The organism is Aeromonas sp. R1-1, assembly GCF_040908495.1.
Taxonomy (GTDB): Bacteria; Pseudomonadota; Gammaproteobacteria; order Enterobacterales; family Aeromonadaceae; genus Aeromonas; species Aeromonas veronii.
The window spans coordinates 1-25,860 of record NZ_JBFODV010000188.1 but is presented as its reverse complement, the minus strand read 5'-3'; the positions used below and the strand labels follow the sequence as shown (position 1 = coordinate 25,860).

The window sequence follows — 25,860 nt, the reverse complement described above, 5'->3', positions numbered from 1 at the left end:
ATCGACGGGATGCACTACTGAGAGTTGTCCCTTTTCGGGGCCAGTCTGACTGGCCCCTTTTCAAGTCTGTGACGATCGCCACACGGGGTGCTCGTCAGTGGTCAGAAGCTGTCTGTTGGCCGTCCCGTTTGGGTCGGCCTTTTTTCGTTTTAATCTTATCAATAGGCTGTTATTGCCTTAAACCTCACATTAGATAGGGGGCTTGCTTGCTTTTTACTCCCCCGACAGGTTCAATCTGCACAAAAAAATGGGTGGATGCACATACATATGTCAATGAGCAAACAACTGCTGATCGTCGATGACGACCAAGAGATCCGCGAGCTGCTCAATGAGTACCTGACCCGGGCGGGCTTTCAGGTATTGACGGCGGCGGAGGGCAACGAGATGCGCCAGCAACTCGCCCAGCACAGCCCGGACCTGATTATTCTGGACATCATGATGCCCGGCGAGGACGGTTTTACCCTCTGCCAGCAAATCCGTCGTGACTCCCAGGTGCCCATCATCATGCTGACCGCCGCCTCCGACGAAGCGGATCGGGTGATCGGCCTCGAACTCGGCGCCGACGACTATATCGCCAAGCCGTTCAGCCCCCGCGAACTGCAGGCCCGCATCAAGGCACTGCTGCGCCGCGCCGAATTCCGCCAGCCGGAAAAAGAGAAAGAGCCGAGCCGCCGCCTGCGTTTTGCCGAGTGGACCCTCGACACTCTGAGCCACCAGCTGACCCATGACGATGGCAGCCTGCTGGATCTCTCCGGCAGCGACGCCATGCTGCTCGGCATGTTCCTGCAACAGCCCGGCGTGGTGCTGGATCGGGACACCATCTCGGATGCCACCCGCGGCCGCGAAAGCCTGCCGATGGAGCGCGGTATCGACGTGCAGATCAGCCGCCTGCGCCAGAAGCTGGGCGACAACGGCAAGAGCCCGCGCATCATCAAGACCATTCGCGGTAGCGGCTACATGCTGATTGCCGAGGTGCACGAGCTGCCATGAGCAACAAGTGGTCCTGGGGGGCGCTGGTGCCCCGCTCCCTGTTGTCACGGATGATCCTGCTGCTGTTGCTGGCCATCCTGCTCTCCCAGACCATTCTGACCGGCATCTGGATGCAGCAGATCCAGAAGCGGGAGCTGGAGGGGATGCTCAGCACCACCCGCAACCTCGCCATGTCTGCCGCTTCCACCGTCAACTTCTTCAAATCCCTGCCGCTGCAATATCGCCATATCGCGCTGGACCAGCTGCGCAACATGGGGGGCAGCCGCTTCTTCGTCTCGCTCAACGAGGAAGAGATCCACATCAACGCCATCCCCGACAGCGAACGCAAGACGCAGGTGCTGGAGGAGGTGCAGGGAGTGCTGACCCGCAAGCTCTCCGATGCCATGGCGATCAAGGTGGACTTCTCCCGACCCGATGACCTCCATGTCTTCAATAACGACACCCTGCTGGCGGATCTCCCCTCCTCCTGGGCCCGTTACACCCTGTCGCTGGAGCCGCTCAATCCACCGGTACTGGTGACCCAGATCGAGATTGAAAAGGGGGAGTGGCTCTATCTGGCGGCCCTGCTGCCCGCCCCCTACATGACCCTCGACGATACCGTGATGCCGAGCAACCAGGTGCGTTTCATCGCCCTGATGACGGTGTTCCTCTGCTTCTTCACCTTTATGCTGGTGCGCTGGCAGACCCGGCCGCTGCGCCGTCTCGCCAAGGCGGCGGTCAATCTCGGCAAAGATATCGATCAGCCTTCGCTCAAGGAGGAAGGGGCATCGGAAATCGTGGCGGCGACCCGCGCCTTCAACATCATGCAGCACCGCATCCGTCGCTATATCGACGATAGAGAGCGGCTGTTCAGCTCCATCTCCCACGACCTCAAGACCCCCATCACCCGACTGCGACTACGGGTCGAACTGCTCGATGACGAGGTACAGATCGCCAAGTTCAACAAGGATCTCGACGAACTGGAGCTGATGGTGAAAGGGGCGCTGCAGACGGTCAAAGAGACCGACATTCACGAGAATATCGAGGAGATCGACATCAATGCCCTGCTGGAGCAGATGGCGGAGTCGATGAACCTGCACGACGAGCGGCTGACCATCGAAGGCCACTGCAAGTGGCCCTATCGCGGCAAGCTGCTGGCGCTCAAGCGCTGCATCGGCAATCTGGTGGACAACGGCATCAAGTACGGCCAGAAGGTGCGCATCATCATCATGGATGACGAGGAGATGCTGATCCTCTTCATCATGGATGAGGGCCCCGGCCTGCCGGACGATCAGTTCGAGCGTATCTTCGAACCCTATTACCGGCTCAGCACCGATCAGGCCGGCACCGGCCTCGGTCTTGGCATCGCCCGCAACATTGCCCACGCCCACGGCGGCGATCTGGTGCTGGAAAACCGTCCGCAAGGTGGCCTGCAGGCCACGCTCTCCCTACCAAGGCAGTAACCTTATGAAGTGGTTGTCTTTTTCTGTCATCGCCCTGCTCTCTGCTCCAGTTGCCGCCTCCCAGGTGGAGGTACTGCACTGGTGGACGTCCGGCGGCGAAGCAAAAGCGGTCGAAGTGCTCAAATCCGAGTGGACCAAACAGGGCAACCAGTGGAACGACTTCGCGGTACAGGGCGGCGGCGGCAAGAGTGCCATGACGGTATTGAAGAGCCGGGCACTGGCGGCCAACCCGCCCGAAGCGGCCCACCTCAAGGGCTATGAACTCAAGGAGTGGGCCGGGCTCGGCTTCCTGCGCGATCTCACCCCCATGGCCGAACACCTCGGCTGGTACAGCCAGATGCCGCCCATGGTACGGGCCACCCTCAGCCAGAATGGCGCCCTGATGGCGGTGCCCACCGGCATCCACCGGGTCAACTGGCTGTGGCTAAACCGCAAGATCTTCGAGCGCAACAAGCTGACTCCACCCACTGACTGGGCCCAGTTTGTCACCGTCGCCGACCAGCTTAAAAAACGGGGCATCACCCCGCTCGCCATCGGCAACGAGCCCTGGCAGCTGGCGGTACTGTTTGAAACGGTGGCGCTCGGTGAGGGGGGTAAAGAATTCTATCGCAAGGCGTTCCTCGAGCAGGACAGCGCCACCCTGACCGGCCCCGACATGGTGCGGGTGTTGACCCGTTTCCAGCAGCTGCGCGCCTATGTGCCGCAAAAATACGCCGGGCTGAAGTGGCATCAGGCCACCAATCTGCTGGAGAGCGGTGGCGCCGCCATGCAGGTGATGGGGGACTGGGTGAAAGGGGAGCTGAGCGCGGGCAACTACCGGCCGGGCGAGGATATCGCCTGTCTGCCGAGCCCGGGCAGCGCCGGACTGTTCAGCTACAACCTCGACTCCATCGCCATGTTCAAACAGCGGGATCCGGCCCAGCTGCAGGCGCAGGGGGATCTGGCTCAGCTGCTGATGACGCCGCAATTCCAGGAGGAGTTCAATCGGGTGAAGGGGTCGATCCCGGCGCTGACCAATCCCGACATGAGCAAGTTCGACCGCTGCGCCGTCCGCTCCTATCAGGATTTCCTGCTGGCGGAAAAGCAGGACAACCTGCTGCCCAGCATGGCGGAAGGGATGGCGACGCCGACCAATATGCGGCAGGCGATCCTCGATGTGCTGAGCAACTTCTTCAACGACCCCAAGGCCAACCCGGAGCAGACGGCGCTGCATCTGGAGCGGGCGATGCGCTCGACCCGCTGATCCGGGCACATTACCAAACGGCAGAAATGACAAAGGCGGAATTGCTCCGCCTTTGTTGTTGAATCGTCATCCGATTCAGGATTGATCGTTCTCGTCCTCATCCTCGTCATAGTAATCGCTGAGCTCGATCCAGAGCCCCAACCCGACCATCACCATGGAGCCGAACCAGGTACCGGTATTCCCGATCGGGCTGCCCATCACTATCATGGCGAAGGACAAGAACCCCATGCCTGCATAGGCTTGTAATCTGCCGTAGGAGACCTGCATATTCACCTCCTTGTTGAATATGGTTCAATTTTTATATTACTCGTCCGGCGCAAGCTGGATAGGGCCGAATAACATTTCGGTTACATATGCTGGTTGATGGGGCGTTTGTTTGATTATTTTTTAGCCCTGAGTATCATTGGCAGCCGAATAGGTTGAAGGTTGATAATAGATGAGTGATTTATTCTGCGGCGCAACCCACGAGTTGGACGCAATCGGGCTTCGTTGCCCGGAACCCGTTATGATGGTTCGCAAGAAAGTGCGGCTGATGGCGGATGGCGAGACCCTGCTGGTCAGCGCCGACGATCCTTCAACCACCCGCGACATCCCCAGTTTCTGCCGCTTTATGGATCACACCCTGGTCGCCAGCGAGACAGAGCAGGCCCCCTACCGCTATCTGATCCGCAAGGGTCAATAAGCCCCCGTACCGGAGCACTCCATGACAACCATTACCCGAATCGGCACCACCCAGCGTTGGTCAGACGTGGTCATCCACAATGGCACCCTCTACGTGGTGGAAGTGCCCGTCAGCGAAGAGGCCGACATCCACCAGCAGACCCGCGAAGTGCTGGCAAGCCTGCAGCGCCTGCTGGAAGCCAACGGCTCCGGCGTAGACAAAATTCTGATGGCCAACATCTATCTCAAAGACATTCAGGATATCGCTGCCTTCAACGAGCAGTGGGATGCCTGGATCCCGGCTGGCACAGCCCCCGTACGCGCCTGTGTACAAGCTCGCCTGGCCCACGAAGGCTATAAGGTCGAAGTGCAGCTGACAGCGGCGGTCTAAGAGGCGCTTATCCCCCTCATCCCCGCCCCTTCTCCCACGAGGTGAGAAGGGAGCAAACAACAAGGCGCCATTGCTCGCAACTGCGCCAATAGAAAGGCCCCGCCATCACTGGCGGGGCCTTTTCGTTACCAAGACCTGAGCGACTTAGGCGGTCGGGGTCAGGGTAATGGTCACGCGGCGGTTCTGGGCTTTGCCAGCGGCTGTGCTGTTGGTAGCAACCGGCTGATCCGGGCCCACGCCGGTGGTGGAGATGCGGCTGCCTGCTACGCCCTGACCAATCAGCTGGGCGGCAACGGCATCGGCACGATCGCGGGAGAGCTTCATGTTCAGATCGCGGGAACCTGTACTGTCGGTGTGACCGACCACGTTCAGGCGGGTCTTGTCGAACTCGGCAACCACCATGGCCACGCCGGAGAGGGTGTTGGCTCCGGCCGCTTTCAGCTGGGAGCTGGAGCTGTCGAAGGTGACGTTGTTCGGCATGTTGAGGATCAGCTCATTGCCATTGCGGGTCACGCTGACGCCGGTGCCCTGCAGCTTCTCGCGCAGCTTGGCTTCCTGCACGTCCATGTAGTAGCCGATACCGCCACCCAGCGCCGCGCCGGCAGCAACACCGGTCAGGATGCCCTTCTTGCGGTCACCCTTGCTGGAGGAGAGCGCACCTACGGCCGCACCGGCAGCGGCGCCAGCCAGCGCGCCCCAGGCACCTTTGGAGGTCTGGGATTCACCTGTGTAGGGGTTGGTGGTACAGCCGCTCAGGGCAACGGTCAGTGCCAGAGCAGGCACCAGGATCTTGGCTCGCATGAAAAAACCTCTGTGAAAACAATCCGGCACCATGCCGGGGGCCGGATTGTAACGCGCTGGCACGCCATTGTCTGACGCAAGCCTGAACAGATGGCGAGAGTGGTGTTTTTTTGGGCAGTCGGCGGGCTGTCAGTGCGGTAATTGACACTCGGCGTGGCAAGGACAGCTGACCAGATGATCGTTCACCATCCCCACCGCCTGCATAAAGGCGTAACAGATGGTGCTGCCGACGAAGTTGAAGCCAAGCTTTTTGAGCGCCTTCGACATGGCATCCGACTCCGGTGAGGTCGCCGGAATATCGCCGTTGCCCTGCCGCTGGTTGACGATGGGGGCGCCGCCAACAAAGCCCCACAGGTAGTCGGCAAAGTCGATCCCCTGCTCCTGCAACGCCAGATAGGCGCGGGCATTTCTGATGATCGACTGCACCTTGAGCCGGTTGCGGATAATGCCGCTGTCCTGCATCAACCGCTCCACATCCTGCTCGTCGAAGCGGGCAATCTGCACCGGATCAAAGTCCGCATAGGCGCGGTAATAGCTCTCGGTACGCTTGAGGATGGTGATCCACGACAGCCCCGCCTGCTGGCCGTCGAGGCAGAGCTTGGCAAACAGCTCGCGGGCGTCATAGACCGGCCTGCCCCACTGTTTGTCATGGTATTCAATGTATTCCGGGTCTTTGGTCACCCAGGAGCAGCGCAGTTCCATTTCCTCTCCCTCGTCATTTCAGCGGTTTGCCCGACCCTGCCCACTCTGCAGGCGGCACTGCTCACATCATATACCGGACAGCCTGCCCGACCAGCCAGAGCACAGCATCATCCCGCGAATCCGCTGCAATTTCGCCTATTATCCGACCATGCCAGACGGTATACTCCCTCGGTTCACATTCAGCAAATCTTGCTCTGATTTTCACTTCGCGCGAAAAAAAATTATGCAAAAATTCGATGTCAAAACCTTTCAGGGCCTGATCCTGCAGCTGCAGGACTATTGGTCCCGCCAGGGCTGTACCATCATTCAGCCGCTGGATATGGAAGTGGGTGCCGGTACCTCCCACCCCATGACCTGTCTGCGTGCCCTGGGCCCAGAGCCCATCGCCTGCGCTTACGTGCAACCGTCCCGCCGTCCGACTGACGGCCGCTACGGTGAAAACCCGAACCGCCTGCAGCACTACTACCAGTTCCAGGTGATCATCAAGCCTTCCCCCGACAACATTCAGGAACTCTATCTGGGCTCCCTGAAAGAGCTGGGCATGGATCCTGAAATCCACGACATCCGCTTCGTGGAAGACAACTGGGAAAACCCGACTCTGGGTGCCTGGGGTCTGGGTTGGGAAGTGTGGCTGAACGGCATGGAAGTGACCCAGTTCACCTACTTCCAGCAGGTTGGCGGCCTCGAGTGCAAGCCGGTCACCGGCGAGATCACCTACGGTCTCGAGCGTCTGGCCATGTACATTCAGGGCGTGGACAGCGTCTACGATCTGGTCTGGTCTGATGGCCCGCTGGGCAAGACCACCTACGGCGACGTGTTCCACCAGAACGAAGTGGAGCAATCCACCTACAACTTCGAACACGCCGATGTGGAGTTCCTGTTCCACTGCTTCGAGCAGTACGAGAAGGAAGCCCAGAATCTGCTGGCACTGGAAAAACCGCTGCCGCTGCCTGCCTACGAGCGCATCCTCAAGGCCGCTCACTCCTTCAACCTGCTGGATGCCCGCAAGGCCATCTCGGTCACCGAGCGTCAGCGCTACATCCTGCGCATTCGCACCCTGACCAAGGCCGTGGCAGAGGCATACTACGCCTCCCGCGAAGCGCTGGGCTTCCCGATGTGTCAGCGCAGTGAGAACAAGCAAGGTTAAGGAACGGACATGGCACAACATACATTTCTGGTAGAGATCGGTACTGCTGAGCTGCCGCCCAAAGCCCTGCGCTCCCTGGCCGAAGCCTTTGCCGACAACTTCAAAGCCGAACTGACCAAAGCCGATCTGGCCTTTGGCGACGTCGAGTGGTTTGCCTCACCGCGCCGTCTGGCGCTGAAGGTAAGCGGGCTGGCCGGCGAACAGCCGAGCAAGAGCGTCGAGAAGCGCGGCCCGGCCGTGGCGCAGGCGTTCGATGCCGAAGGCAAGCCGACCAAGGCTGCCGAAGGCTGGGCCCGTGGCAACGGCATCACAGTTGAGCAGGCCGAGCGTCTGGTCACCGACAAGGGTGAGTGGCTGGTTCACACCGCCAAGGTCGAAGGCCGTCCGGCCGTCGATCTGCTGGGTGAGCTGGTTAGCCAAGCACTGGCCAAGCTGCCGATCCCGAAAATGATGCGCTGGGGCGACAAGACCATCCAGTTCGTGCGTCCAGTCTTCACCGTGACCCTGCTGCTGGATGGCGAGCTGGTCCCCGCCCACATTCTGGGTATCGACTCTGCCCGCACCATCCGCGGCCACCGCTTTATGGGCGAGAGCGAGTTCACCATCGACAACGCCAGCCAGTACCCGCAGATCCTGCAGGAGCGCGGCATGGTAATTGCCGACTTTATGGCGCGCAAAGCCAAGATCAAGGCTGACGTCGAAGCGGCCGCTGCCGCCTTCGGTGGCGTGGCCGATCTGGACGACGCCCTGCTGGAAGAAGTGACCGCACTGGTCGAGTGGCCTGTGGTGCTGACCGCCAACTTCGAAGAGAAGTTCCTGGCCGTGCCGGCTGAAGCGCTGGTGCACACCATGAAGGGTGACCAGAAGTACTTCCCGGTCTACGACAAGAACGGCAAGCTGCTGCCGAAGTTCATCTTCGTCACCAACATCGAGTCCAAAGACCCGAGCCAGATCATCAGCGGCAACGAGAAGGTGGTTCGCCCCCGTCTCTCTGACGCCGAGTTCTTCTTCAAGACCGACCTCAAGCAGACCCTGGCCTCCCGCCTGCCGCGCCTTGAAACCGTGCTGTTCCAGCAACAGCTGGGCACCGTCAAGGCCAAGGTCGAGCGTATCGAGACCGTCGCCGGCTTTATCGCCGAGCGTATCGGCGCCGACGTGGCTCAGGCCAAGCGTGCCGGTCTGCTCTCCAAGTGTGACCTGATGACCAACATGGTCGGCGAGTTCACCGACACCCAGGGTGTCATGGGGATGCACTACGCCCGTCACGATGGCGAAGATGAAGCAGTGGCCGTGGCCCTCAACGAGCAGTACATGCCGCGCTTTGCCGGTGATGCCCTGCCGTCCGGTCTGGTTGCCTGCGCCGTCGCGCTGGCCGACAAGTTCGACACCCTGGCCGGTATCTTCGGCATCGGCATGCTGCCCAAGGGTGACAAGGACCCGTTCGCCCTGCGTCGCGCCGCCATCGGTGCCCTGCGCATCATGACCGAGAAGCAGCTGGACTTGGATCTGGTTGAACTGGTTGAAGAAGCGGTACGCGTCTACGGCGACAAGCTGACCAACAAAACCGTCGTTACCGACGTGGTCGACTTTATGCTGGGCCGCTTCCGCGCCGCCTATCAGGACGAAGGCATCGGTGCCGACGTGGTGCTGGCCGTGCTGGCCCGCCGCCCGACCCGTCCGCTCGACTTCGATCGTCGCGTCAAGGCCGTCAGCCACTTCCGCACGCTGGATGCCGCACTGGCACTGGCTGCCGCCAACAAGCGCGTGAGCAACATTCTGGCCAAGGTCGAAGGCGAACTGCCGACTGCCGTCAAACCGGAACTGCTGGTCGATGCCGCCGAGAAGGCGCTGGCCACCCAGGTTGCCGAACTGCAAGCCGAACTGGCCCCGCTGTTCGCCGCCGGTGACTATCAGGCTGCCCTCACCCGTCTGGCCGCCCTGCGCGAGCCGGTCGACACCTTCTTCAACGAAGTCATGGTGATGGCCGACGACGAGGCCCTCAAGGCCAACCGTCTGGCACTGCTGAACAACCTGCGCAACCTGTTCCTGCAAGTCGCGGATATCTCCCTGCTACAGTGATTCTGGTTTAGTAAGTGATATTAAAAACGGCGCCGCAAGGCGCCGTTTTTGTTTGTTCAAAACATTTAAAAAATCTATTTTAAAAATCATTGTCTTAAGCGTTATTGTAACTCTGACCTTTTACTCATATTTTCATGATATCAATTGAATATTCTTTGATAAAACGTAAGAATCATGCTCTCAAACGGAGGAATGATACATGGCCACCAATTACTCAATTCGTATTGACTTTGATAGAGAGCAAGAAAATCCTCAGCGAGTGTTCATCGCTATGGCCATGTATATTGAAGGATTTAATGCATTACAAGAGTCTTTTATGCAAGGTTTTGGCAAGGGTATCGAATTTGATACTTCCCTTGAAAAAACTAGAGAAGGGTCATGCATTGCAGACATAGCTATAAAAGTGAAAGATATAATAAGAGGTGTTCGCTTAGAGAGTCTTTACGATTGTATTTATGAAGGAATCAAGAAAGAGATTAGTACATCGGAGAAAATTGATTCAGAAACAGATGTGAAAACATTTATAAAAAATGTTTACTCTGCTTCAGGGGCAAGCTCACCCCAAGATAAATTATTTACTTGTCATGGTGATGCAGACCCTATAGATATAGCTGACGCACTTAACAAAATATACAAAGCCAATAGTGAACTGAGTAAGAATGATAAAGTTCAGTTCGGGAGAGGAGATGATTTAACCGACATTAGTGAAACCTTCTCATGTCCAAGAAATGGCAGCCAAATATTTTCTAACACTGTAGAGGATTTCCCTGCCAAGGAAATTCTTATTGTTCGTCGTCCATCATATGTGAAAGGTTTACAATGGGATTTTGAAAGAACTCATGGTAAAAATAAAAAGATAACTGCAGCAATGCTAGATGATGTTTGGTTCGAAAAGTGGGTTAGACACGAAGATGCACTATGGCCAGGGGATGCACTACATGCGTATGTCAGAACCAAAAGAAAAACAAATAAGCTAAGACCTCACCTCGCATCATACGAGAAAGAAATTGTTAAAGTCATACGCGTAGTCCCTCAAGGGGAAGTACAACAACTAAGCTTGGAGCTAGATCATGAATAAAAGAAATTATGATGTGGCGAAGAAAGAGGTTGTATTTATTGCACTTCCCTTACTTCTTCTATTCATAATAAAGTTATTTGACGATGCTTTAATGTCATTTGTTAAAATATCTGACTTCTCATTAGCTTTATCTATGATGTATGGTCAACTGCTGGCAAAAAGCCTTGATGTGCCTGATACAAAAAAACGTATAGAAAGATTTAGTACATATCAGGTTTATATCTTTGCGATATCAATGATATCCATAACAATGTATATTTCATTTAATCTCATCCCATCTGTTAGGGTCGAATTCTATATTGCCCAGATAATTATCTTTATCGTGGGGATTATCTTTTATATTCCTATGTCGACTCTGATGAGTGACCTTTCAAAGAAATAACCCGTAGGTTCGATTAGCCGTCAGGCGTAATCGGACGTTCGCGTAAATGGATTCTCTCGCCATAACGGCCAGCCGATTTCCCCCTCCGGTTGGCCGACACGGTTACACGGCAACAACCACAATCAAAACCTCTCGTTCGTCCGATTACGCTGCGCTAATCGAACCTACAGGGGGGTGATCAGCTGTTATCATTTGAGACAGTGCCCAGCGCCGCCACGCCCAAGAGGAAAGTCATGGATATACCTGCCGCCCCATCCCCCGCCATCTGCCAGCTGTGTCAGGAGAAAGCAGATCTCGACTTCGATTTCACCATGGCCTTTCAGCCCATCATCGATTGCAGCCAGCGCACCATCTTCGGCTACGAGGCGCTGGTGCGGGGGCTCAACAACGAGCCGGCGCAGAGCGTGATTGCCCGGGTCAACGATGGCAATCGCTACCGTTTCGATCAGCTGTGCCGCATCAAAGCCATCGCGCTGGCGGCACGGCTCGGTATGAAGGGGATGCTGAGCATCAACTTTCTGCCCAATGCGGTCTATCGCCCGGAGCGCTGCATTCGCACCACCCTGCAGGCGGCCCGCGAGCACCTCTTCCCCATCGAGCAGATCATGTTCGAACTGACCGAGGTGGAGCAGGTGCAGGATAGCCAGCACCTTCGCGGTATCGTCGATCACTATCAGGCGCTCGGCTTCAAAACGGCGATCGATGACTTTGGCGCCGGTTACTCGGGCCTCAACCTGCTGGCCGATTTTCACCCCAACATCGTCAAGCTCGATATGCACCTGCTGCGCGGCATCGACCAGGACCCGACCCGGCAAGCCATAGTGCGCCACTGTCTGGCCCTGTTTGCCGAGCTGCAGATCACCCCGCTGGCGGAGGGGATCGAGACCCGCGAAGAGATGGCCTGCCTGCAGGAGATGGGCGTCAGCCTGATGCAGGGCTATCTGTTTGCCCGCCCCGGCTTTGAAAGCCTGCCCGAAGTGGATTTCGCCAGCCTGTAAGCAAATCGGCCTGCCCTGCTCTCCTCATCCTATACCCGCCAGAATAAGAAAACGGACACCCGAGGGTGTCCGTTTTTATGTCATATCACCTTGCCCCGAGGGGCTGTGTGCTGACGGTTTACAGATAGCTCTCATCGACGCCGATATGAGCCAGCGCAGCCAGTTCGAGCGGTGTCAGCTGGCTAGCGGAGTCGATCATGGTCGGCTCGCCACGGGCGGACCCGGGCAGTTGCAGCCGCTCCTTGAGCGCATCGGTCAGGCTGCCCACCAGATTGCCCATGCGGGTCAGGCGGGAGACCAGCACAGCCTCAGGGCTGCTTTCGCTATCGGCAAAGCCGGAGACCTGAGCAACCGCGAAGTCGCAGATAGCCCTGGCCCGATCACCAAAAGCCCCTTCCAGCTGTTGCAGCACCTGCCGTGCCTCGCTGTCGCCGAGACGCCCCAGCTCCGCCTGCATATGGCCGGTGTCAAAGCGCAGCCGCGCCCCGGCATCGAGCCGTTCCTCTCGCGGCTTGAGCGCGGTATGGTCCACCCACGCCTGCTCGGTCTGACCGGCAAACTGCATCAGGCCGCCCAGCACCAGTCGCTGGTTTGGGCGCGCCGAGGCGAGACTGTCGAGGGCATGACCAAGGGAAGAGCCCTTGGCGTCGCTGCTGCTGGCCAGCGAGAGCGCCAGAGTACGCAGGGTTTGCAGATCGCCGCGGGTCTGCAACTTGGCCATGTGGGAACTGTTGATGGAGCCATCGGCAATGTGTTGATGCAGGGCATTGAGATCGCTGCTGCTCAGGGTCACCTCGGTCGAGGTTTGATCCCGCAGCAGGTAGCTGGCCTGATAGCTGATAAGATCCAGCGCCAGCTTGTAGCCGGTGGCCGGGGTCTGGCGCGCCATGGCGACCTGTTCGCGAGCAGCCCCTTTGCTCTCACCGCTTTGGACGGGTGTCGCATCCGCAGTGGTGGTCGCACTTTGCGCCGGTTCGCTAGCGATTTCAGCCTTGACGGCCCGCTGCAGGTCGGTCACTTCACCCATCGCGGTGTGCAGCTGGCTCATCGCCTCCTGCAGCAGTTCGGGGGTGGCGCTGGCGAGCAGCTCGGTCACCTTGCCCCCCACAGTGCCCCACTGCTGGAGCGGGATACCGGCGATGGGGCGAGCCAGCAGCCCGGCAGCCAACTCCCGGAGTTGCGGCTGTTGCGAGTTTTTAGCGACCGCCGCCAGCAAGGTGGTGAGCGCTCGCAGGGGGCCATTACCACCATCACGAGCCACAAGCTGGGCATGTTCCTTTCCTAACTGTTCAGCATTGATGCTGTTCAGCTCACTCGCAGTCTCGAAGCCGCCCAGTGAACACGTGAGAGCTGTCTGCTTCATCAGTCGCTGAAGATCCTCGTGGGACGTGGCAGTTTGCGCCTTCGGCGCAGCGGCACTCTTGCCGCTCCCAAGCAGGTTGCCGATCCACTCCTTGATAGCCGCAAGCACTCGCGCTGGCCGGGACTCCGACCGCGAAAGCTGCCCCGGCCCTTTTTGCGGTTCGCTGCGGTTGCCCAGCAAGATCGCATCTTGTCCGGTGGCGACCTGACGTGCCTCCAGCTGGCCCATCCGGCCAACCCCTGTGGTTGCATCACTGTGGTGAGCGACGGCCTGTGTGCCGACAGTGTTTGCTTGAATCTGCATGATGATTGTCTTCTTGTGATGTTTCGCCGCCAGTCTAGGAGAGGCCATCAACAGGGACTATCGGGATTGGTCGCGATTTTTGTACTGAGCGCGGCGTGCTATCTCGCTGACCGAAAAGCTAAAAAAAGAGAGCCACCATTAACAGTGCCGCTGGCGGTGACCTGCTCTAATGGCGCCATCATCAATCTGGAGCCATCAATGAACTCTCTTTATCACGCCGCCATCCACCAGCTGTTTCTCTCCCTCTCCCTGCCTGCGCCGCAACAGGAGGAGAGCGTCACCAGCCTGCAGATCGGCGAACTGACCTGTCACCTGACCGAACACCCGGCCAACTATCTGCTGATGTTTACCCGCCTCGACGCGGCCACCAGCGCTCAGGCGGCCGCCCAGAACCTGTTCAGTCAGGACCCGTGCAAGCCGGTACTGGGTTTCGATACCGAGAGCCTGACACCGGTACTGTGGTGTCGTCAGCCCTTGCAGCAGCTGGATCGCACCCAGATCCACCACCAGCTGGAACAGCTGGTGCACGTCGCCAGCGAGATTAACAAAGGGCAGGACGGCACCATCCGGCCTTGAGCCATTGGCGTGATCACACCCCACGTCACCATAGATGGATAACTATACCTATGGCCTGAGCAAACTGGGCAGCGGGCCCCCGGACTGGTATGGTTTTGCCATCAATTCATCAACGACCGAGATATCATGAAACGCAAAACCATGGCCCTGCTGCTGGGCACCCATCTGCTGGTCGCGGCGGCAGGCTTTGCCGCCGGTGTCTACACCCTGCCGATCCTGATCGCGCCACCCGCCCCTGATACTGAGCAGGTCGCGGCCAGCCAGCAGCAAGCGAGTTTCCACGGCACCTTTCGCCGGGATCTGAAAGACAGCGATCGGCTGCACTGGGGAGAAGGCAAGGTGAGCATAGGGCAGGATGCCATCAGTCTGATGGGCAAGCTGGCCCCCGGGCCGGACTACCAGCTCTACCTCTCCCCCGAGTTTGTCGAGACCGAAGCCGATTTTGCCCGTCTCAAGGATCAAATGGTGCGAGTCGGGCCGGTGAAGACCTTCGACAACTTTATCGTGCCGCTGCCCGCCACGATCGATCCGGCCCGCTACAGCAGCGTGATCGTCTGGTGTGAAACCTTCAGCCAGTTCATCACCGCAGCCCGTTATCAGGATCTGCGTCCGGAGCAGTAACCTCGCTCCAGACCCGCACCATGAAAAGGGCTGACATCGCTGCCAGCCCTTTGGCTATCCGATCCGCTCGTCATTAACGCTCCGGCGTGGTCATCTCCCGCAGCAGCTGATCGATGCAGCCCACTACCTGCTCTGAGTTCTGCTCGATCTCGCGGTAGAGCGCCTCCGCCTCTTCATGCTTGTGCTGATTTTTCAGCTCGATAACCTGCTGGATCACCTGATGCAATCTGGCGTGGGGGGCGGCCATCGCCCTGAAGGCGGGTTGATCGCCGCAGCATGCCTGCCCTTCACTGAAGTACCAGTGACCAAGGCGGCACTCCTTGTCACTGACCGCCTCGCTGCGCGACAGCCCCTCCTGCCCATCCAGATAGGCGCGCACCCGGGTCTTCCAGCCCATGTGAGCGGCGCGGGCGCGACTCAGCACCATCCGCACGTTGGAACCATCCTGAAACTGCCCGGCCAGATCCCCCAGCTTGTCCACCAGGGTCGCCACATGGCTGGCGATATGGGCTGTATCCCGCGCCACCAGCGTGGTGGCCTGGGAGATCTCGTGGACGCTGACGATATTGCGGGTGATCTCGTCGCTCACCGAGGACTGCTCCTCCGAAGCGGCGGCGATCTGGGTGTTCATGTCGCGAATGCTGTTGACCGCCCCCTTGATCCGGCCGAGGGCTTCTCCCGCCTGATTGGCCCGCTCCACCGACTCCCCAGCCCGCGAGACGCTGTGTTCGATCATGGTCACCGTGGTGCCCACCGCCCGTTGCAACTGCTCGATGGTGCCGCGGATCTCGGCGGTAGAGTGCTGGGTGCGGCCTGCCAGCGAGCGCACCTCGTCGGCCACCACCGCAAAACCGCGCCCCTGTTCACCGGCCCGGGCCGCCTCGATGGCGGCGTTGAGGGCCAGCAGATTGGTCTGCTCGGCGATGGACTGGATCACCGCCAGCACAGAGCCAATCTGCTCGCTGGCCTTGGCGACCTCTTTCACCGTGTTGCCCGCGCTGGCGATCTCCTCCGCCAGCTGTTCGATCATGTTGACGCTCTGCTGCACCACCTCATCGCCGGTGACCGCCTGATTGTCCGCTTCGTTGGCCGCTTCGGCCGCCTGTGCCGTGTTGTTGGCCACCTCGTGTACCGTGCTGGCCATCTCGGTCATGGCGGTGGCGAGCTGGGTGGTCTGCTCCTGCTGGCGCGTCATGCTGCCAAGGTTGCCCGCCGCACTGCGCGAAAGCCGCTCACTCTCGCCAGCCAGTTCGCCCAGAGTGGCGGTGAGCTGGCTGATGGTGTCGCGGATCTTGGCAACAAAGCCATTGAACGCCGACCCGAGGCGACGGATCTCCTCCGGCCCCGCCACCGGCAGCTTGCTGCCGAGATCGCCGGAGCCATTGGCCAGCGCCTCCAGCGCCTTGACGCTGTCGAACAGAGGACGATTGATGCGATTGAGCACGAGCGCCATCACCATTGCAATCACCAGAACCCCTACCAGAGAGATGATCGCCATCTGCCAACCCTGACGAGCCAGATCGGCCGCGACCAGACTGTGATCCCGGGTCAACTCGATGATACCGACCGCCTTGCCGGAGTAATCGCGCAGGGGCGCCGCCATCACCAGCAAGTCACTCCCCTGCTGCGTCATATTGACGAAACGTTCCTCACCGGCCAGTACCGGCTGATACCACTCCATCACCTCACCAAGCCGGGATGTGCCAACCAGCGTCACCAGCTTGCCCTGCTCAAACAGATAGATGGCGAGCTGCACCTGCTTGTCCAGCAGTTGGCCAAACAGCTTTTCATCCAGGGCACGACCAAACTCCACCGAACCGACCGGCTGCCCGTTGAAGGTGACCGGCACGACCCCGCGCAAACCGGTACCAGCCACGCCAATCTCCAGCCCGCCAACGGCATAATGCTCGCGATTCACCTCAACCACAGTGGGGCGAATGGCAGAGAGGTCATCACCGTGTTTTTCAGGCTTGTGTACCCGATAGAGCGAAGTGGCTGGCGGCAGGTGGAACTGGAACTGCTCGATCCCCTGCGCCTTGATGGCGGGCCAGAGCGGATCAAACAGATTGGCGAGGGTCTGCCAATCCTTGTCGGCCACCGCCTTTGCTGCATCCGGCCGCTGGGCGATCAGGGTCGCCGCCAGCACGGTTTCATGGCTGGTGTTTTTGATCACCGCTTCCACGTTCTGGAGCTGGCTCCGCAGTGCAGCCTGCTCGGCCGCGAGCACCCGCTGGCGATTTTCAAACAGATTAAAGGTAAGCAGCACCACGGCGAGCAATACGATGCCGCCGATTGCCAGCAGCGTGACCTGGTGACCCAGCTTGCGAGGGGGGAACATAAGACACCATCCTTGACAGTCATACCCAACCTACAGGATGGAACGGTTAAGTCGGGAGTCCATCAGAACTTAACCCTTTGTTGATATTGATCAAACGATTAACAGGCAAAATGCGAGGTGGGTCAAACGGGGGGATATTCACCAGCAAAGCCGAGATCGGCGCTGCGAGCCACAGGTTGAAAGTAAACCGCCCATAAACAAAAACCCCCTCGTGACAGAGGGGGTTTTTCGTTTTGGCAACGGGCGCGGATTAACGCAACGGTTTGACCGAGCGACGGACAATCAGCTCGGGCTGTACCGTCATCGATTCCACTTCCAGCTCCTTGTTGCGGATCCGGCTGACCAGATGCTTCACCGCCAGCTGGCCCAGTTCGGCCTTCGGGTGACGAATGGTGGTCAGCGGCGGGCTGGAGAAGCGCGCCATCTCCACATCGTCGTAGCCGATGATGGAGATATCATCCGGCACCTTGACTCCCGCTTCCCAGGCAGCGCAAATCGCGCCGATCGCCATGGGATCGTCGAAGGCAAAGACCGCGGTCGGACGAGGCTGCAGGGCCAGGATGCGCTGCATGGCATCGAAGCCGCTCTGGCTCTCGTAGTCCCCTTCAAAGACCTGTTCATCTTTAAGGGTCAGACTGTGCTCGCCCAGCGCATCACGTACCCCGTCCAGTCGCTGCTGGGTGGTCGGCTTGGAGAGCTGGCCAGTGATGCAGACGATGTCGCGGTGCCCCAGCTCCAGCAGATGCTGCACGGCCATGCGGGCGCCGGTTCGGGCGTTATCGTTGATGACGTTGGCGAAATCGCACTCCGTGCCCCAATCCAGTACCACCTGCGGTACGTTCTTGTGGATGCGCAGCATGTCGCGCAACGGGGTGTCGATGTCGGTACCCAATACCAGCAGGCCATCCACCCGTTTTTCCATCAGCATTCTCAGGTAATGCTGTTGGCGAGGCGGCTGGTTTTCGGTGTTGCAGAGGATCAGGCTGTAGCCCTGTTCGAAGCAGTACGCTTCAACCCCTTGCACCACTTCTGCGAAGAAGGGGTTTACGCTGGTGGTCACCAGCATACCAATGGTCTTGGTCGAATTTATTTTAAGACTGCGCGCTACCGAGTTGGGCGCGTAGTTGAGTTCTGCCACCGCCTCAATCACTTTCTGGGTCGCGTCTTCGCTGACCCGCCGAGTGTGGTTGAGCACATGTGAGACGGTGGAGATGGATACGCCTGCGCGCGAGGCGACATCCTTGATAGTGGCCATCTCTGTCTCCTGACTGTCAAAGGCGGAACATTAGCAGATTTCCCGAATAAAGGCTTGGTTTTAACGAGCTCTGCCACGGAATTGTCAATGCCGGCTAATTTAGGCGCTCATTTCTGTTTGCGCAAATGGATTCTGGTCAAAATGGGAGCGCTGTCAGAGTAAAATATCGCCAGATTAATCCTCTGGCGTTTGTCAGAATCGCCTCTCGTTACCAAGATGTTAAGTCAACAAATCAAAATTAAGCTCTGATTAGTCTAAAATAACAGGTCATTTATTTCAAAATCCGCCCATCCAACCCCCTCTGGTTAGTATCTTTAACAGCTTGTTATTGCCCCGTGAGGAATGATAGAACCATACCTATAGCCGGATGCACGGGATGTAGATCCGGAATGGCACACGGAAATGAAACAATCCACTGATTAAGGGACGAATCAATGCATAAGTTGAGCAAAATCACAGTTGGCGCAGCGGTTTCTTTGGCTCTGTTTGGATCGATCTCCATCGCTCACGCGGCAGACACCATCAAGATAGGTATCGCAGGCCCGGTCACCGGTCCGGTGGCCCAGTACGGGGACATGCAGTTCACCGGCGGCAAGATGGCGGTCGAGCAGATCAACAAGGCTGGCGGCATTAATGGCAAGCAGATCGAAGCGGTCGTCTATGACGATGCCTGCGATCCCAAACAGGCGGTGGCCGTTGCCAACAAGGTGGTGAACGACGGGGTCAAGTTCGTGGTCGGTCACCTCTGCTCCGACAACACCCTGCCCGCATCCGACATCTATGAAGACGAGGGGATCCTGATGGTCACCCCCGCCTCCACCAACCCCAAGATCACCGAGCGCGGTTACCAGCTGACCCTGCGCACCATCGGCCTGGATAGCGATCAGGGCCCGACTGCCGCCAAGTACATCATCGAGCAGGTCAAACCCCAGCGCGTGGCCGTTATCCACGACAAGAAGCAGTATGGCGAAGGGATCGCTTCCAGCGTCAAAGCGGCGCTCGACAAGGCTGGCGTGAAAGTGGTGGCCTTTGAAGGGATCACCGCCGGTGACAAGGACTTCTCCGCCCTGATCGCCAAACTGCAGAAAGAGAACGTCGATTTCGTCTACTACGGCGGCTATCACCCTGAGCTGGGCCTGATCCTGCGTCAGGCTGGCGAGAAGGGGCTGAAAGCCAAGTTCATGGGCCCGGAAGGGGTGGGTAACAAGGATATCTCCGCCATCGGTGGCCCGGCTTCCGAAGGCCTGCTGGTGACCCTGCCGAACAAATACGATCTGGTTCCTGCCAACGCCCCGCTGGTAGCGGCGTTCAAGGCCAAGGGTCAGGACTCCTCCGGCCCGTTCGTCTGGACTACCTATGCCGCGGTGCAAACCCTGGCAGCCGGTATCGCCAAGGCGGGTGAAGATGACCCGGCTGCCGTTGCCGCCGCCATCAAGGCTGCGCCGATCGATACTGTGATGGGCCCCCTGACCTGGGCACCGAACGGTGACCTGAAAGGCTTCGAATTCGGTGTGTTCCAGTGGCACGCTGACGGTACTTCCAGCCAAGTCAAATAATCTGCCGATCGGGGGTGAGTACGCTCACCCCCTCCTCTCTTTGCGGGCAAGTACAGGGAACGCAGTATGTCCGAACACCTCCTTTATCTCGTTCAGCAACTGCTGAACGGATTAACCATAGGCAGCACCTATGCGTTGATCGCCATTGGCTACACCATGGTCTATGGCATCATCGGCATGATCAACTTCGCCCACGGCGAGGTGTACATGATCGGCTCCTATGTCGCTTTCATGGTGATGGCGGGGCTCATGATGATGGGCATCGACAGCACCTTTCTACTGCTGGGGGGCGCCTTCCTGGTCAGTATCATCATCACCGGCACCTATGGCTGGAGCATCGAGCGGGTCGCCTACCGGCCACTGCGCGGTGGCAACCGGCTGATCCCCCTCATCTCCGCCATTGGCATGTCGATCTTCCTACAGAACATGATGCGGATGGCTCAGGGCTCGCGGGATATCGCCATGCCCAGCCTGATCTCCGGTGGCTGGACCCTGGGGGGTGAGGATGGTTTTCAGGCCAGCCTCTCTTATATGCAGCTGATCATTTTCGTGGTGACCTTCATCACCATGCTGGCGCTGACCCAGTTCATCGGCCGCTCCCGCATGGGCCGCGCCTGCCGCGCCTGTTCGGAAGATATCAAGATGGCCAACCTGCTGGGGATCGACACCCACGTGGTCATCTCCATCACCTTCGTACTGGGGGCTGCGCTGGCCGCCGTCGCCGGGGTGCTGCTCGGCATGTATTACGGCGTCATCAATCCCTACCTCGGCTTTATGGCCGGTCTGAAGGCCTTCACTGCCGCAGTGCTGGGCGGTATCGGCAGCATTCCGGGCGCCGTACTGGGCGGCCTGCTGCTCGGCGTGGTTGAAGCGCTCACCGCCGGTTATCTCAGCACCGAGTACAAGGATGTGATGGCGTTTGCCCTGCTCATTTTTGTGCTGCTCTTTATGCCGACCGGCATCCTGGGCCGTCCGGAAGTGGAGAAAGTGTGATGAAACATCAATTTATCCACGCCTGTATCGCCAGCCTGGTGTTGCTGGTGCTCTCCTTCTGGCTGCTCGGCTTCAAGCTGGAGATCGATGGCTCCAGCCTGCAGGTAGTGAGCCGCCTCGATGTATCGCTGGCCTGGCTGCTGGGGGGCGCCACCCTCGTTTTCTGGTTCCAGATGCTGCGCGGCCAGATCGCCAAGCTGTTTCAGGCCTCCATCAGCGGCTTCTCGGTCGGCTTCACCAAGCTGGTGCTGCCGAGCCCGGAAGAGGCGCCCAAGCTCTATAACCTCACCGCCGTGCTGGTGCTGCTGTTCGCGGTGAGCTGGCCCTTTATGGCCTCTCGCGGCGCCATCGATCTCGCCACCCTCACCCTGATTTACATCATGCTGGGGCTGGGGCTGAACGTGGTGGTCGGCCTCGCCGGTCTGCTCGATCTCGGCTATGTCGGCTTCTACGCGGTCGGCGCCTACAGCTATGCCCTGCTCAACACCTACTTCGGGCTGAGCTTCTGGGAGTGCCTGCCCATCGCCGGGCTGATGGCCGCCACCTTCGGCTTCCTGCTCGGTTTCCCGGTGCTGCGGCTGCGGGGGGACTATCTGGCCATCGTCACTCTGGGTTTTGGCGAGATCATCCGCATCCTGCTCAACAACATGACCACCCTGACCGGCGGCCCGAACGGCATATCCGGCATCCCCAAGCCGACGCTGGGGGGTCTGGAGTTCAACCGCACCGTCAAGGATGGGGGCTTTGATACCTTCCACAACTTCTTCGGCATTACCTACAACGCCAACCACAAGGTGATCTTCCTCTACCTGATGGCGCTGGTGCTGGTGGTGGTGACCCTGTTTGTCATCAACCGCCTGCTGCGCATGCCCCTTGGCCGCGCCTGGGAAGCGCTGCGGGAAGACGAGATCGCCTGCAAATCGCTGGGGCTCAACCCCACCATTATCAAGCTGACCGCCTTCACCATAGGCGCTACCTTCGCGGGCTTTGCCGGCAGCTTCTTTGCCTCGCGGCAGGGCTTTATCAGCCCGGAATCCTTCGTCTTTATCGAATCGGCCATAGTGCTGGCGATTGTGGTGCTGGGTGGCATGGGCTCGCAGATCGGGGTGGTGCTGGCTGCCATCGTGATGACGGTGCTGCCGGAGCTGGCCCGCGAATTCAACGAGTACCGCATGCTGATGTTCGGCCTCTTGATGGTGTTCATGATGATCTGGCGGCCACAGGGATTGCTGCCGATGACCCGTCCGCATCTGGAGTTGAAGAAATGAGTACACATCAGAAGTTAATGGAAGTCTCTGATTTGTCGATGCGCTTCGGGGGCCTGCTGGCCGTCAACGGGGTAAAACTGGATATCGACAAGGGCGAGGTGATCTCCATCATCGGCCCCAACGGCGCAGGCAAGACCACCATCTTCAACTGCCTGACCGGTTTCTACTGTCCGAGCGGCGGCACCATCCGCTACAAGGGTGAGGAGATCCAGGGGCTGCCCGGCCACCTCATCGCCCGCAAGGGGATTGTGCGTACCTTCCAGCACGTGCGGCTGTTCAAGGAGATGACGGCGGTGGAGAACCTGCTGGTTGCCCAGCACCAGCACCTCAACACCAGCTTTATCGCCGGCCTGTTCAAGACCCCGGCCTTCCGTCGTGCCGAGCAAGAGGGGCTGGAGCGGGCCGCCTTCTGGCTGGATAAAGTGGGCCTCAAGGATCTCGCCAACCGCGCCGCCGGTAATCTGGCCTACGGTCAGCAGCGCCGCCTCGAGATCGCCCGCTGCATGGCGACCCGTCCCGAGCTGCTGATGCTGGACGAACCGGCCGCCGGCCTCAACCCGAAGGAGACCGACGAGCTGGATGAGCTCATCATGAGTCTGCGGGATGAGTTCGGGGTCTCGGTGCTGCTGATCGAACACGATATGAAGCTGGTGATGGGTATCTCCAACCGCATCTTCGTGGTCAGCCAGGGCACCCCGCTGGCCCATGGCAAGCCGGATGAGATCCGCAATAATCCGGCAGTGATCAAGGCCTATCTGGGCGAGTCGTAAGGAAAACAAGATGTTAGAACTTCGCAACGTATCGACCCACTACGGCAAAATTCAGGCACTGCACGATGTCAGCGTTGAGGTGAAAGAGGGGGAAATCGTCACCCTGATCGGTGCCAACGGCGCGGGCAAAACCACCCTGCTGATGACCCTCTGCGGCGAGCCCAAGCCCAGCAGCGGCTCCATCTGGTTTGAGGGGGAACAGATCAGCTCCCTCACCACCGCCCGCATCATGCGCAAGGATATCGCCGTGGTGCCTGAGGGGCGCCGCATCTTCGCCCGCCTGACGGTGGAGGAGAACCTGCTGATGGGTGCCTTCTTCGTCGACAAGGCCGAGCAGCATGGCCTGCTGGATCAGGTGTTCACCCTGTTTCCGCGCCTGCACGAACGGCTGGAACAGCGGGCAGGCACCATGTCCGGCGGCGAGCAGCAGATGCTGGCCATCGGCCGTGCCCTGATGAGCAAACCGCGCCTGCTGCTGCTGGATGAACCCTCGCTGGGGCTGGCCCCCATCGTCATCCAGCAGATCTTCGACACCATAGAGCAGTTGCGCCAGAAGGGGATGACCATCTTTCTGGTGGAGCAGAACGCCAACCAGGCGCTCAAGCTGGCCGACCGCGGTTATGTGCTGGAGAACGGCCACGTGGTGCTGCAAGACACGGGCGCCGCCCTGCTGGCCAACCCGGCAGTGCGGCAGGCCTATCTGGGCGGTTAACCCACGACCCGCATGCCATATCAACAAGGGAGCCGCTGGCTCCCTTATCTTTTGTGGGGTTAGTTTGCGCCCAAGCATGCGGTACACTGGCCCTTAATCAACCTATTCGCAGGACATCCCGATGGACCAGTTTGCCCATATCAGTGCCCATGATGCCCACCAGAAACTGAGCGCGGGTGAAGCCCGTCTGGTGGATATTCGCGACCCGCAATCCTTTGAAGCGGCCCACGCGGTCGGCGCCTTCCACCTCACCAATGGCACCCTGGTGCGCTTTATGAATGAAGTGGATTTCGATACTCCGGTCATCGTGATGTGCTATCACGGCAACAGCAGTCAAGGGGCGGCCCAATACCTGCTGCAACAGGGTTATGACGAGGTCTACAGTCTGGATGGCGGCTTCGAGGCGTGGCGCCGGGAGTATCCCATCGAGGCAGGCGAGGCATGATCCAGCTGCTGGTGCTCGACAACGCCCGCATGGCACAGGCGCTGGTGGACTATCTGGCGACCCTGGGGATCTCCTGCGAGCTGACCCAGTCCGAGCTGGGGGTCACCATCTGGCTGGCGGACGAGCAACGCCTCGCTCAGGCCCAGCTGGAGGTGAAGCGCTTTCTGGCCGAGCCTGGCCACCCGCGCTATATGGAAGCCTCTTGGCAATCCGGCCGCGCCGATGCTCGCATCGACTACAGCAAGGGGATGACGGACCCCATCACCGACTTCCTCCATCAGGCGGGGCCGCTGACGCTGGTGGTGATCATCGCCTGTCTCGCCATCTACGGGATCGAGGCCATCGGCCTGCCAATCTACGATGAACTGGCATTCCACCCAACGCTGGCCCAGTTCACCGACTGGCAGGCGTGGCGCTATTTCACCCCCGCCCTGATCCACTTCTCGGTGCTCCATCTGGTGTTCAACTTGCTCTGGTGGTGGTATCTCGGCGGCCAGATCGAGCAGCGCCTCGGCAGCGGCAAGCTGCTGATCCTGCTGCTGGTGGGCGCCGCCCTGCCCAATATCGCCGAGTTCTTTGCCAGCGGCCCGCTGTTTGGCGGCCTCTCCGGCGTGGTCTATGCCCTGCTCGGCTACTGCTGGCTGCGCAGCAAGCTGCAACCGGCCTGTGGCCTGACTCTGCCACCAGCATTGATGGGTTTTATGCTGTTCTGGATGGTGCTCGGCTTCTTCGACATGCTCGGCACCAGCACCGCCAACATCGCCCACCTGACCGGTCTGCTGGTCGGCCTGCTGCAAGGCTGGCTGGATCGCAACCACCAGCCGACCTGATTTTTCAGCAGCCGCAGAAACGAGAACGCCGCCCCGAAGGACGATGTTTGCTTGCCAGCACAAATGGTAAAAAGCCGCCGCGATCTCGGCAAAGTGAGGGAATTGTCGGTAGAATGTCCGCCAACGCTTAAGGAGGACATCATGATCGACCCGAAGAAACTGGAAGAGATCGCCAAGCAGGTGCACAACTCCCTGCCGCCCGGCATTCGCAGCATGGGTGAAGAGGCCGAGAAGAAGATGCGTCAGGTACTGCAAGCCCAGCTGGGCAAGCTGGATCTGGTCAGCCGCGAAGAGTTCGACGTACAGACCAAGGTGCTGCTGCGTACCCGTGAAAAACTGGCCGCCCTCGAAAGCAAGCTGGCTCAGCTCGAGCAGCAGCTCGGTGCCAAAGGCGAATAACAAAAACCCCGGCTCGGCTGGGGTTTTTGCTTTGTATTGAACCTGTAAAAAACATCACACCTGAAGCAGATACCAGGCCCGCTTGCCGCGTGCCTTGGCCTCATACATGGCCCTGTCGGCAACCTCCAGCGCCTGTCGGAAGCTCAATGGCTCCTCCTCCCACAGGGCGATGCCGATGCTCAGCCCCACCCGTTGCGGGCAACCGGGTTTGGGCACATAGCCGTGCATCCGGCTGATCAGGGCGTCAGCCAGTTGCGCCAGGCCATGGCTCGACACATCCCGGTGCAGATGCACCACAAACTCGTCGCCGCCGTAACGGCCACATAGTGCCGAGCCAGGCATAATGAGGCGCAGCCAGTCCGCCATCTGCTGCAACACCAGATCGCCGCAGGCGTGCCCCAGCTGGTCGTTGATCCCTTTGAAATGGCTCTGTCCCAATTACGTGTTGAAAGGCTAATCTTGAAGTAGGCCATCACCTTGAGGTCTACCATCATGGATACCCCAGCCTTTCAACACCT

27 protein-coding genes are annotated in these 25,860 nt (G+C 59.3%); 20 read left to right on the top strand and 7 right to left on the bottom strand.

From position 1 onward, the window contains the following. Nucleotides 1–267: 267 nt before the first annotated feature. Genes AB5Y92_RS11765 through AB5Y92_RS11755 form a run of 3 tightly spaced genes read left to right on the top strand, consistent with a single transcriptional unit; the run spans nucleotide 268 to nucleotide 3,675 of the window. Nucleotides 268–990 (top strand): response regulator, encoded by a 723-nt coding sequence (locus AB5Y92_RS11765; RefSeq protein WP_005339475.1) that lies wholly within the window; start codon nucleotides 268–270, stop codon nucleotides 988–990. Next, entirely contained in the window at nucleotides 987–2,432 is a 1,446-nt protein-coding gene (locus tag AB5Y92_RS11760; protein WP_005357365.1) for an ATP-binding protein, read from the top strand. Before AB5Y92_RS11765 ends, AB5Y92_RS11760 begins: the two co-directional genes overlap by 4 nt. A gap of 4 nt (nucleotides 2,433–2,436) precedes the next feature. Next, nucleotides 2,437–3,675, top strand: coding sequence for an ABC transporter substrate-binding protein (locus AB5Y92_RS11755; protein WP_047434812.1), 1,239 nt, complete (start codon nucleotides 2,437–2,439; stop codon nucleotides 3,673–3,675). Nucleotides 3,676–3,750: 75 nt separating this feature from the next. On the opposite strand, the gene AB5Y92_RS11750 is transcribed toward AB5Y92_RS11755, so the two are convergent. Beyond that, nucleotides 3,751–3,942: a hypothetical protein gene (locus AB5Y92_RS11750; protein ID WP_005339471.1), complete on the bottom strand. Its 192-nt coding sequence runs from the start codon at nucleotides 3,940–3,942 to the stop codon at nucleotides 3,751–3,753. Nucleotides 3,943–4,111: 169 nt separating this feature from the next. On the opposite strand from AB5Y92_RS11750, the gene tusA reads away from it, so the two are divergent. Together tusA and AB5Y92_RS11740 are read left to right on the top strand one after the other, a co-directional pair. Further along, nucleotides 4,112–4,357, top strand: coding sequence for a sulfurtransferase TusA (tusA, locus tag AB5Y92_RS11745; RefSeq protein ID WP_005339470.1), 246 nt, complete (start codon nucleotides 4,112–4,114; stop codon nucleotides 4,355–4,357). A gap of 21 nt (nucleotides 4,358–4,378) precedes the next feature. Next, nucleotides 4,379–4,726 carry a RidA family protein gene (locus tag AB5Y92_RS11740; RefSeq protein ID WP_005355943.1) on the top strand — a complete coding sequence of 116 codons (348 nt, stop codon included), beginning with the start codon at nucleotides 4,379–4,381 and terminating at the stop codon, nucleotides 4,724–4,726. 144 nt (nucleotides 4,727–4,870) lie between these two features. Here the strand turns inward: AB5Y92_RS11740 and AB5Y92_RS11735 are convergent, their stop codons facing one another. Beyond that, nucleotides 4,871–5,527, bottom strand: coding sequence for an OmpA family lipoprotein (locus AB5Y92_RS11735; RefSeq protein WP_005339468.1), 657 nt, complete (start codon nucleotides 5,525–5,527; stop codon nucleotides 4,871–4,873). 129 nt (nucleotides 5,528–5,656) lie between these two features. Beyond that, nucleotides 5,657–6,229: a DNA-3-methyladenine glycosylase I gene (locus tag AB5Y92_RS11730; RefSeq protein ID WP_368226831.1), complete on the bottom strand. Its 573-nt coding sequence runs from the start codon at nucleotides 6,227–6,229 to the stop codon at nucleotides 5,657–5,659. 223 nt (nucleotides 6,230–6,452) lie between these two features. Between AB5Y92_RS11730 and glyQ the strand changes: the two genes are divergently transcribed. The 5 genes from glyQ to AB5Y92_RS11705 all read left to right on the top strand — a co-directional run bounded on the left by glyQ (nucleotide 6,453) and on the right by AB5Y92_RS11705 (nucleotide 11,913). Next, a complete protein-coding gene (gene glyQ / locus AB5Y92_RS11725) occupies nucleotides 6,453–7,376 on the top strand; it encodes a glycine--tRNA ligase subunit alpha (RefSeq protein ID WP_005339464.1) in 924 nt (307 codons plus the stop codon). A 9-nt stretch (nucleotides 7,377–7,385) separates the two neighbouring features. After that, complete coding sequence (gene glyS, locus AB5Y92_RS11720) at nucleotides 7,386–9,455, top strand: glycine--tRNA ligase subunit beta (protein WP_164535879.1); 2,070 nt, start codon at nucleotides 7,386–7,388, stop codon at nucleotides 9,453–9,455. A 199-nt stretch (nucleotides 9,456–9,654) separates the two neighbouring features. Beyond that, entirely contained in the window at nucleotides 9,655–10,533 is an 879-nt protein-coding gene (locus tag AB5Y92_RS11715) for a hypothetical protein (RefSeq protein ID WP_164535880.1), read from the top strand. Beyond that, entirely contained in the window at nucleotides 10,526–10,915 is a 390-nt protein-coding gene (locus tag AB5Y92_RS11710; protein WP_107683491.1) for a hypothetical protein, read from the top strand. Before AB5Y92_RS11715 ends, AB5Y92_RS11710 begins: the two co-directional genes overlap by 8 nt. A 233-nt stretch (nucleotides 10,916–11,148) precedes the next feature. Next, nucleotides 11,149–11,913 (top strand): EAL domain-containing protein, encoded by a 765-nt coding sequence (locus tag AB5Y92_RS11705; protein WP_368226830.1) that lies wholly within the window; start codon nucleotides 11,149–11,151, stop codon nucleotides 11,911–11,913. Between the two features lie 118 nt (nucleotides 11,914–12,031). Here the strand turns inward: AB5Y92_RS11705 and AB5Y92_RS11700 are convergent, their stop codons facing one another. Next, entirely contained in the window at nucleotides 12,032–13,579 is a 1,548-nt protein-coding gene (locus tag AB5Y92_RS11700) for an ADP-ribosyltransferase (RefSeq protein ID WP_368226829.1), read from the bottom strand. Between the two features lie 198 nt (nucleotides 13,580–13,777). Between AB5Y92_RS11700 and AB5Y92_RS11695 the strand changes: the two genes are divergently transcribed. Continuing rightward, nucleotides 13,778–14,155, top strand: a complete 378-nt coding sequence (locus AB5Y92_RS11695; protein ID WP_368226828.1) for a CesT family type III secretion system chaperone — start codon at nucleotides 13,778–13,780, stop codon at nucleotides 14,153–14,155. A gap of 126 nt (nucleotides 14,156–14,281) precedes the next feature. Beyond that, entirely contained in the window at nucleotides 14,282–14,776 is a 495-nt protein-coding gene (locus tag AB5Y92_RS11690) for a DM13 domain-containing protein (RefSeq protein WP_236272660.1), read from the top strand. 73 nt (nucleotides 14,777–14,849) lie between these two features. Here AB5Y92_RS11690 and AB5Y92_RS11685 read toward each other — a convergent pair whose 3' ends face one another. Further along, nucleotides 14,850–17,114 (bottom strand): methyl-accepting chemotaxis protein, encoded by a 2,265-nt coding sequence (locus AB5Y92_RS11685; protein ID WP_368226827.1) that lies wholly within the window; start codon nucleotides 17,112–17,114, stop codon nucleotides 14,850–14,852. A 250-nt stretch (nucleotides 17,115–17,364) separates the two neighbouring features. Further along, nucleotides 17,365–18,369, bottom strand: a complete 1,005-nt coding sequence (locus AB5Y92_RS11680; RefSeq protein ID WP_368226826.1) for a substrate-binding domain-containing protein — start codon at nucleotides 18,367–18,369, stop codon at nucleotides 17,365–17,367. Between the two features lie 434 nt (nucleotides 18,370–18,803). Here AB5Y92_RS11680 and AB5Y92_RS11675 point away from each other — a divergent pair, with 434 nt between their 5' ends. The 8 genes from AB5Y92_RS11675 to AB5Y92_RS11640 all read left to right on the top strand — a co-directional run bounded on the left by AB5Y92_RS11675 (nucleotide 18,804) and on the right by AB5Y92_RS11640 (nucleotide 25,342). Next, a complete protein-coding gene (locus tag AB5Y92_RS11675; RefSeq protein WP_005339442.1) occupies nucleotides 18,804–19,925 on the top strand; it encodes a branched-chain amino acid ABC transporter substrate-binding protein in 1,122 nt (373 codons plus the stop codon). A gap of 66 nt (nucleotides 19,926–19,991) precedes the next feature. Beyond that, nucleotides 19,992–20,918 (top strand): high-affinity branched-chain amino acid ABC transporter permease LivH, encoded by a 927-nt coding sequence (gene livH / locus AB5Y92_RS11670; RefSeq protein WP_005339439.1) that lies wholly within the window; start codon nucleotides 19,992–19,994, stop codon nucleotides 20,916–20,918. Continuing rightward, the gene (locus AB5Y92_RS11665; RefSeq protein WP_368226825.1) at nucleotides 20,918–22,186 is read left to right on the top strand and encodes a high-affinity branched-chain amino acid ABC transporter permease LivM; all 1,269 of its coding nucleotides are present in this window, start codon (nucleotides 20,918–20,920) and stop codon (nucleotides 22,184–22,186) included. The genes livH and AB5Y92_RS11665 overlap by 1 nt, the downstream gene beginning before the upstream one ends. Beyond that, nucleotides 22,183–22,956 carry a high-affinity branched-chain amino acid ABC transporter ATP-binding protein LivG gene (gene livG, locus AB5Y92_RS11660; RefSeq protein ID WP_005339435.1) on the top strand — a complete coding sequence of 258 codons (774 nt, stop codon included), beginning with the start codon at nucleotides 22,183–22,185 and terminating at the stop codon, nucleotides 22,954–22,956. Before AB5Y92_RS11665 ends, livG begins: the two co-directional genes overlap by 4 nt. 10 nt (nucleotides 22,957–22,966) lie before the next feature. Continuing rightward, complete coding sequence (locus AB5Y92_RS11655; RefSeq protein ID WP_005339433.1) at nucleotides 22,967–23,668, top strand: ABC transporter ATP-binding protein; 702 nt, start codon at nucleotides 22,967–22,969, stop codon at nucleotides 23,666–23,668. Between the two features lie 121 nt (nucleotides 23,669–23,789). Beyond that, nucleotides 23,790–24,113 carry a thiosulfate sulfurtransferase GlpE gene (gene glpE, locus AB5Y92_RS11650; protein ID WP_164535888.1) on the top strand — a complete coding sequence of 108 codons (324 nt, stop codon included), beginning with the start codon at nucleotides 23,790–23,792 and terminating at the stop codon, nucleotides 24,111–24,113. Beyond that, on the top strand, nucleotides 24,110–24,943 hold the full coding sequence (glpG, locus tag AB5Y92_RS11645; protein WP_005339431.1) for a rhomboid family intramembrane serine protease GlpG: 834 nt from the start codon (nucleotides 24,110–24,112) through the stop codon (nucleotides 24,941–24,943). Before glpE ends, glpG begins: the two co-directional genes overlap by 4 nt. A 141-nt stretch (nucleotides 24,944–25,084) precedes the next feature. After that, on the top strand, nucleotides 25,085–25,342 hold the full coding sequence (locus AB5Y92_RS11640) for an accessory factor UbiK family protein (protein WP_005339429.1): 258 nt from the start codon (nucleotides 25,085–25,087) through the stop codon (nucleotides 25,340–25,342). 54 nt (nucleotides 25,343–25,396) lie between these two features. Here AB5Y92_RS11640 and AB5Y92_RS11635 read toward each other — a convergent pair whose 3' ends face one another. Further along, the gene (locus tag AB5Y92_RS11635; RefSeq protein ID WP_368226824.1) at nucleotides 25,397–25,780 is read right to left on the bottom strand and encodes a GGDEF domain-containing protein; all 384 of its coding nucleotides are present in this window, start codon (nucleotides 25,778–25,780) and stop codon (nucleotides 25,397–25,399) included. Nucleotides 25,781–25,860 lie beyond the last annotated feature (80 nt).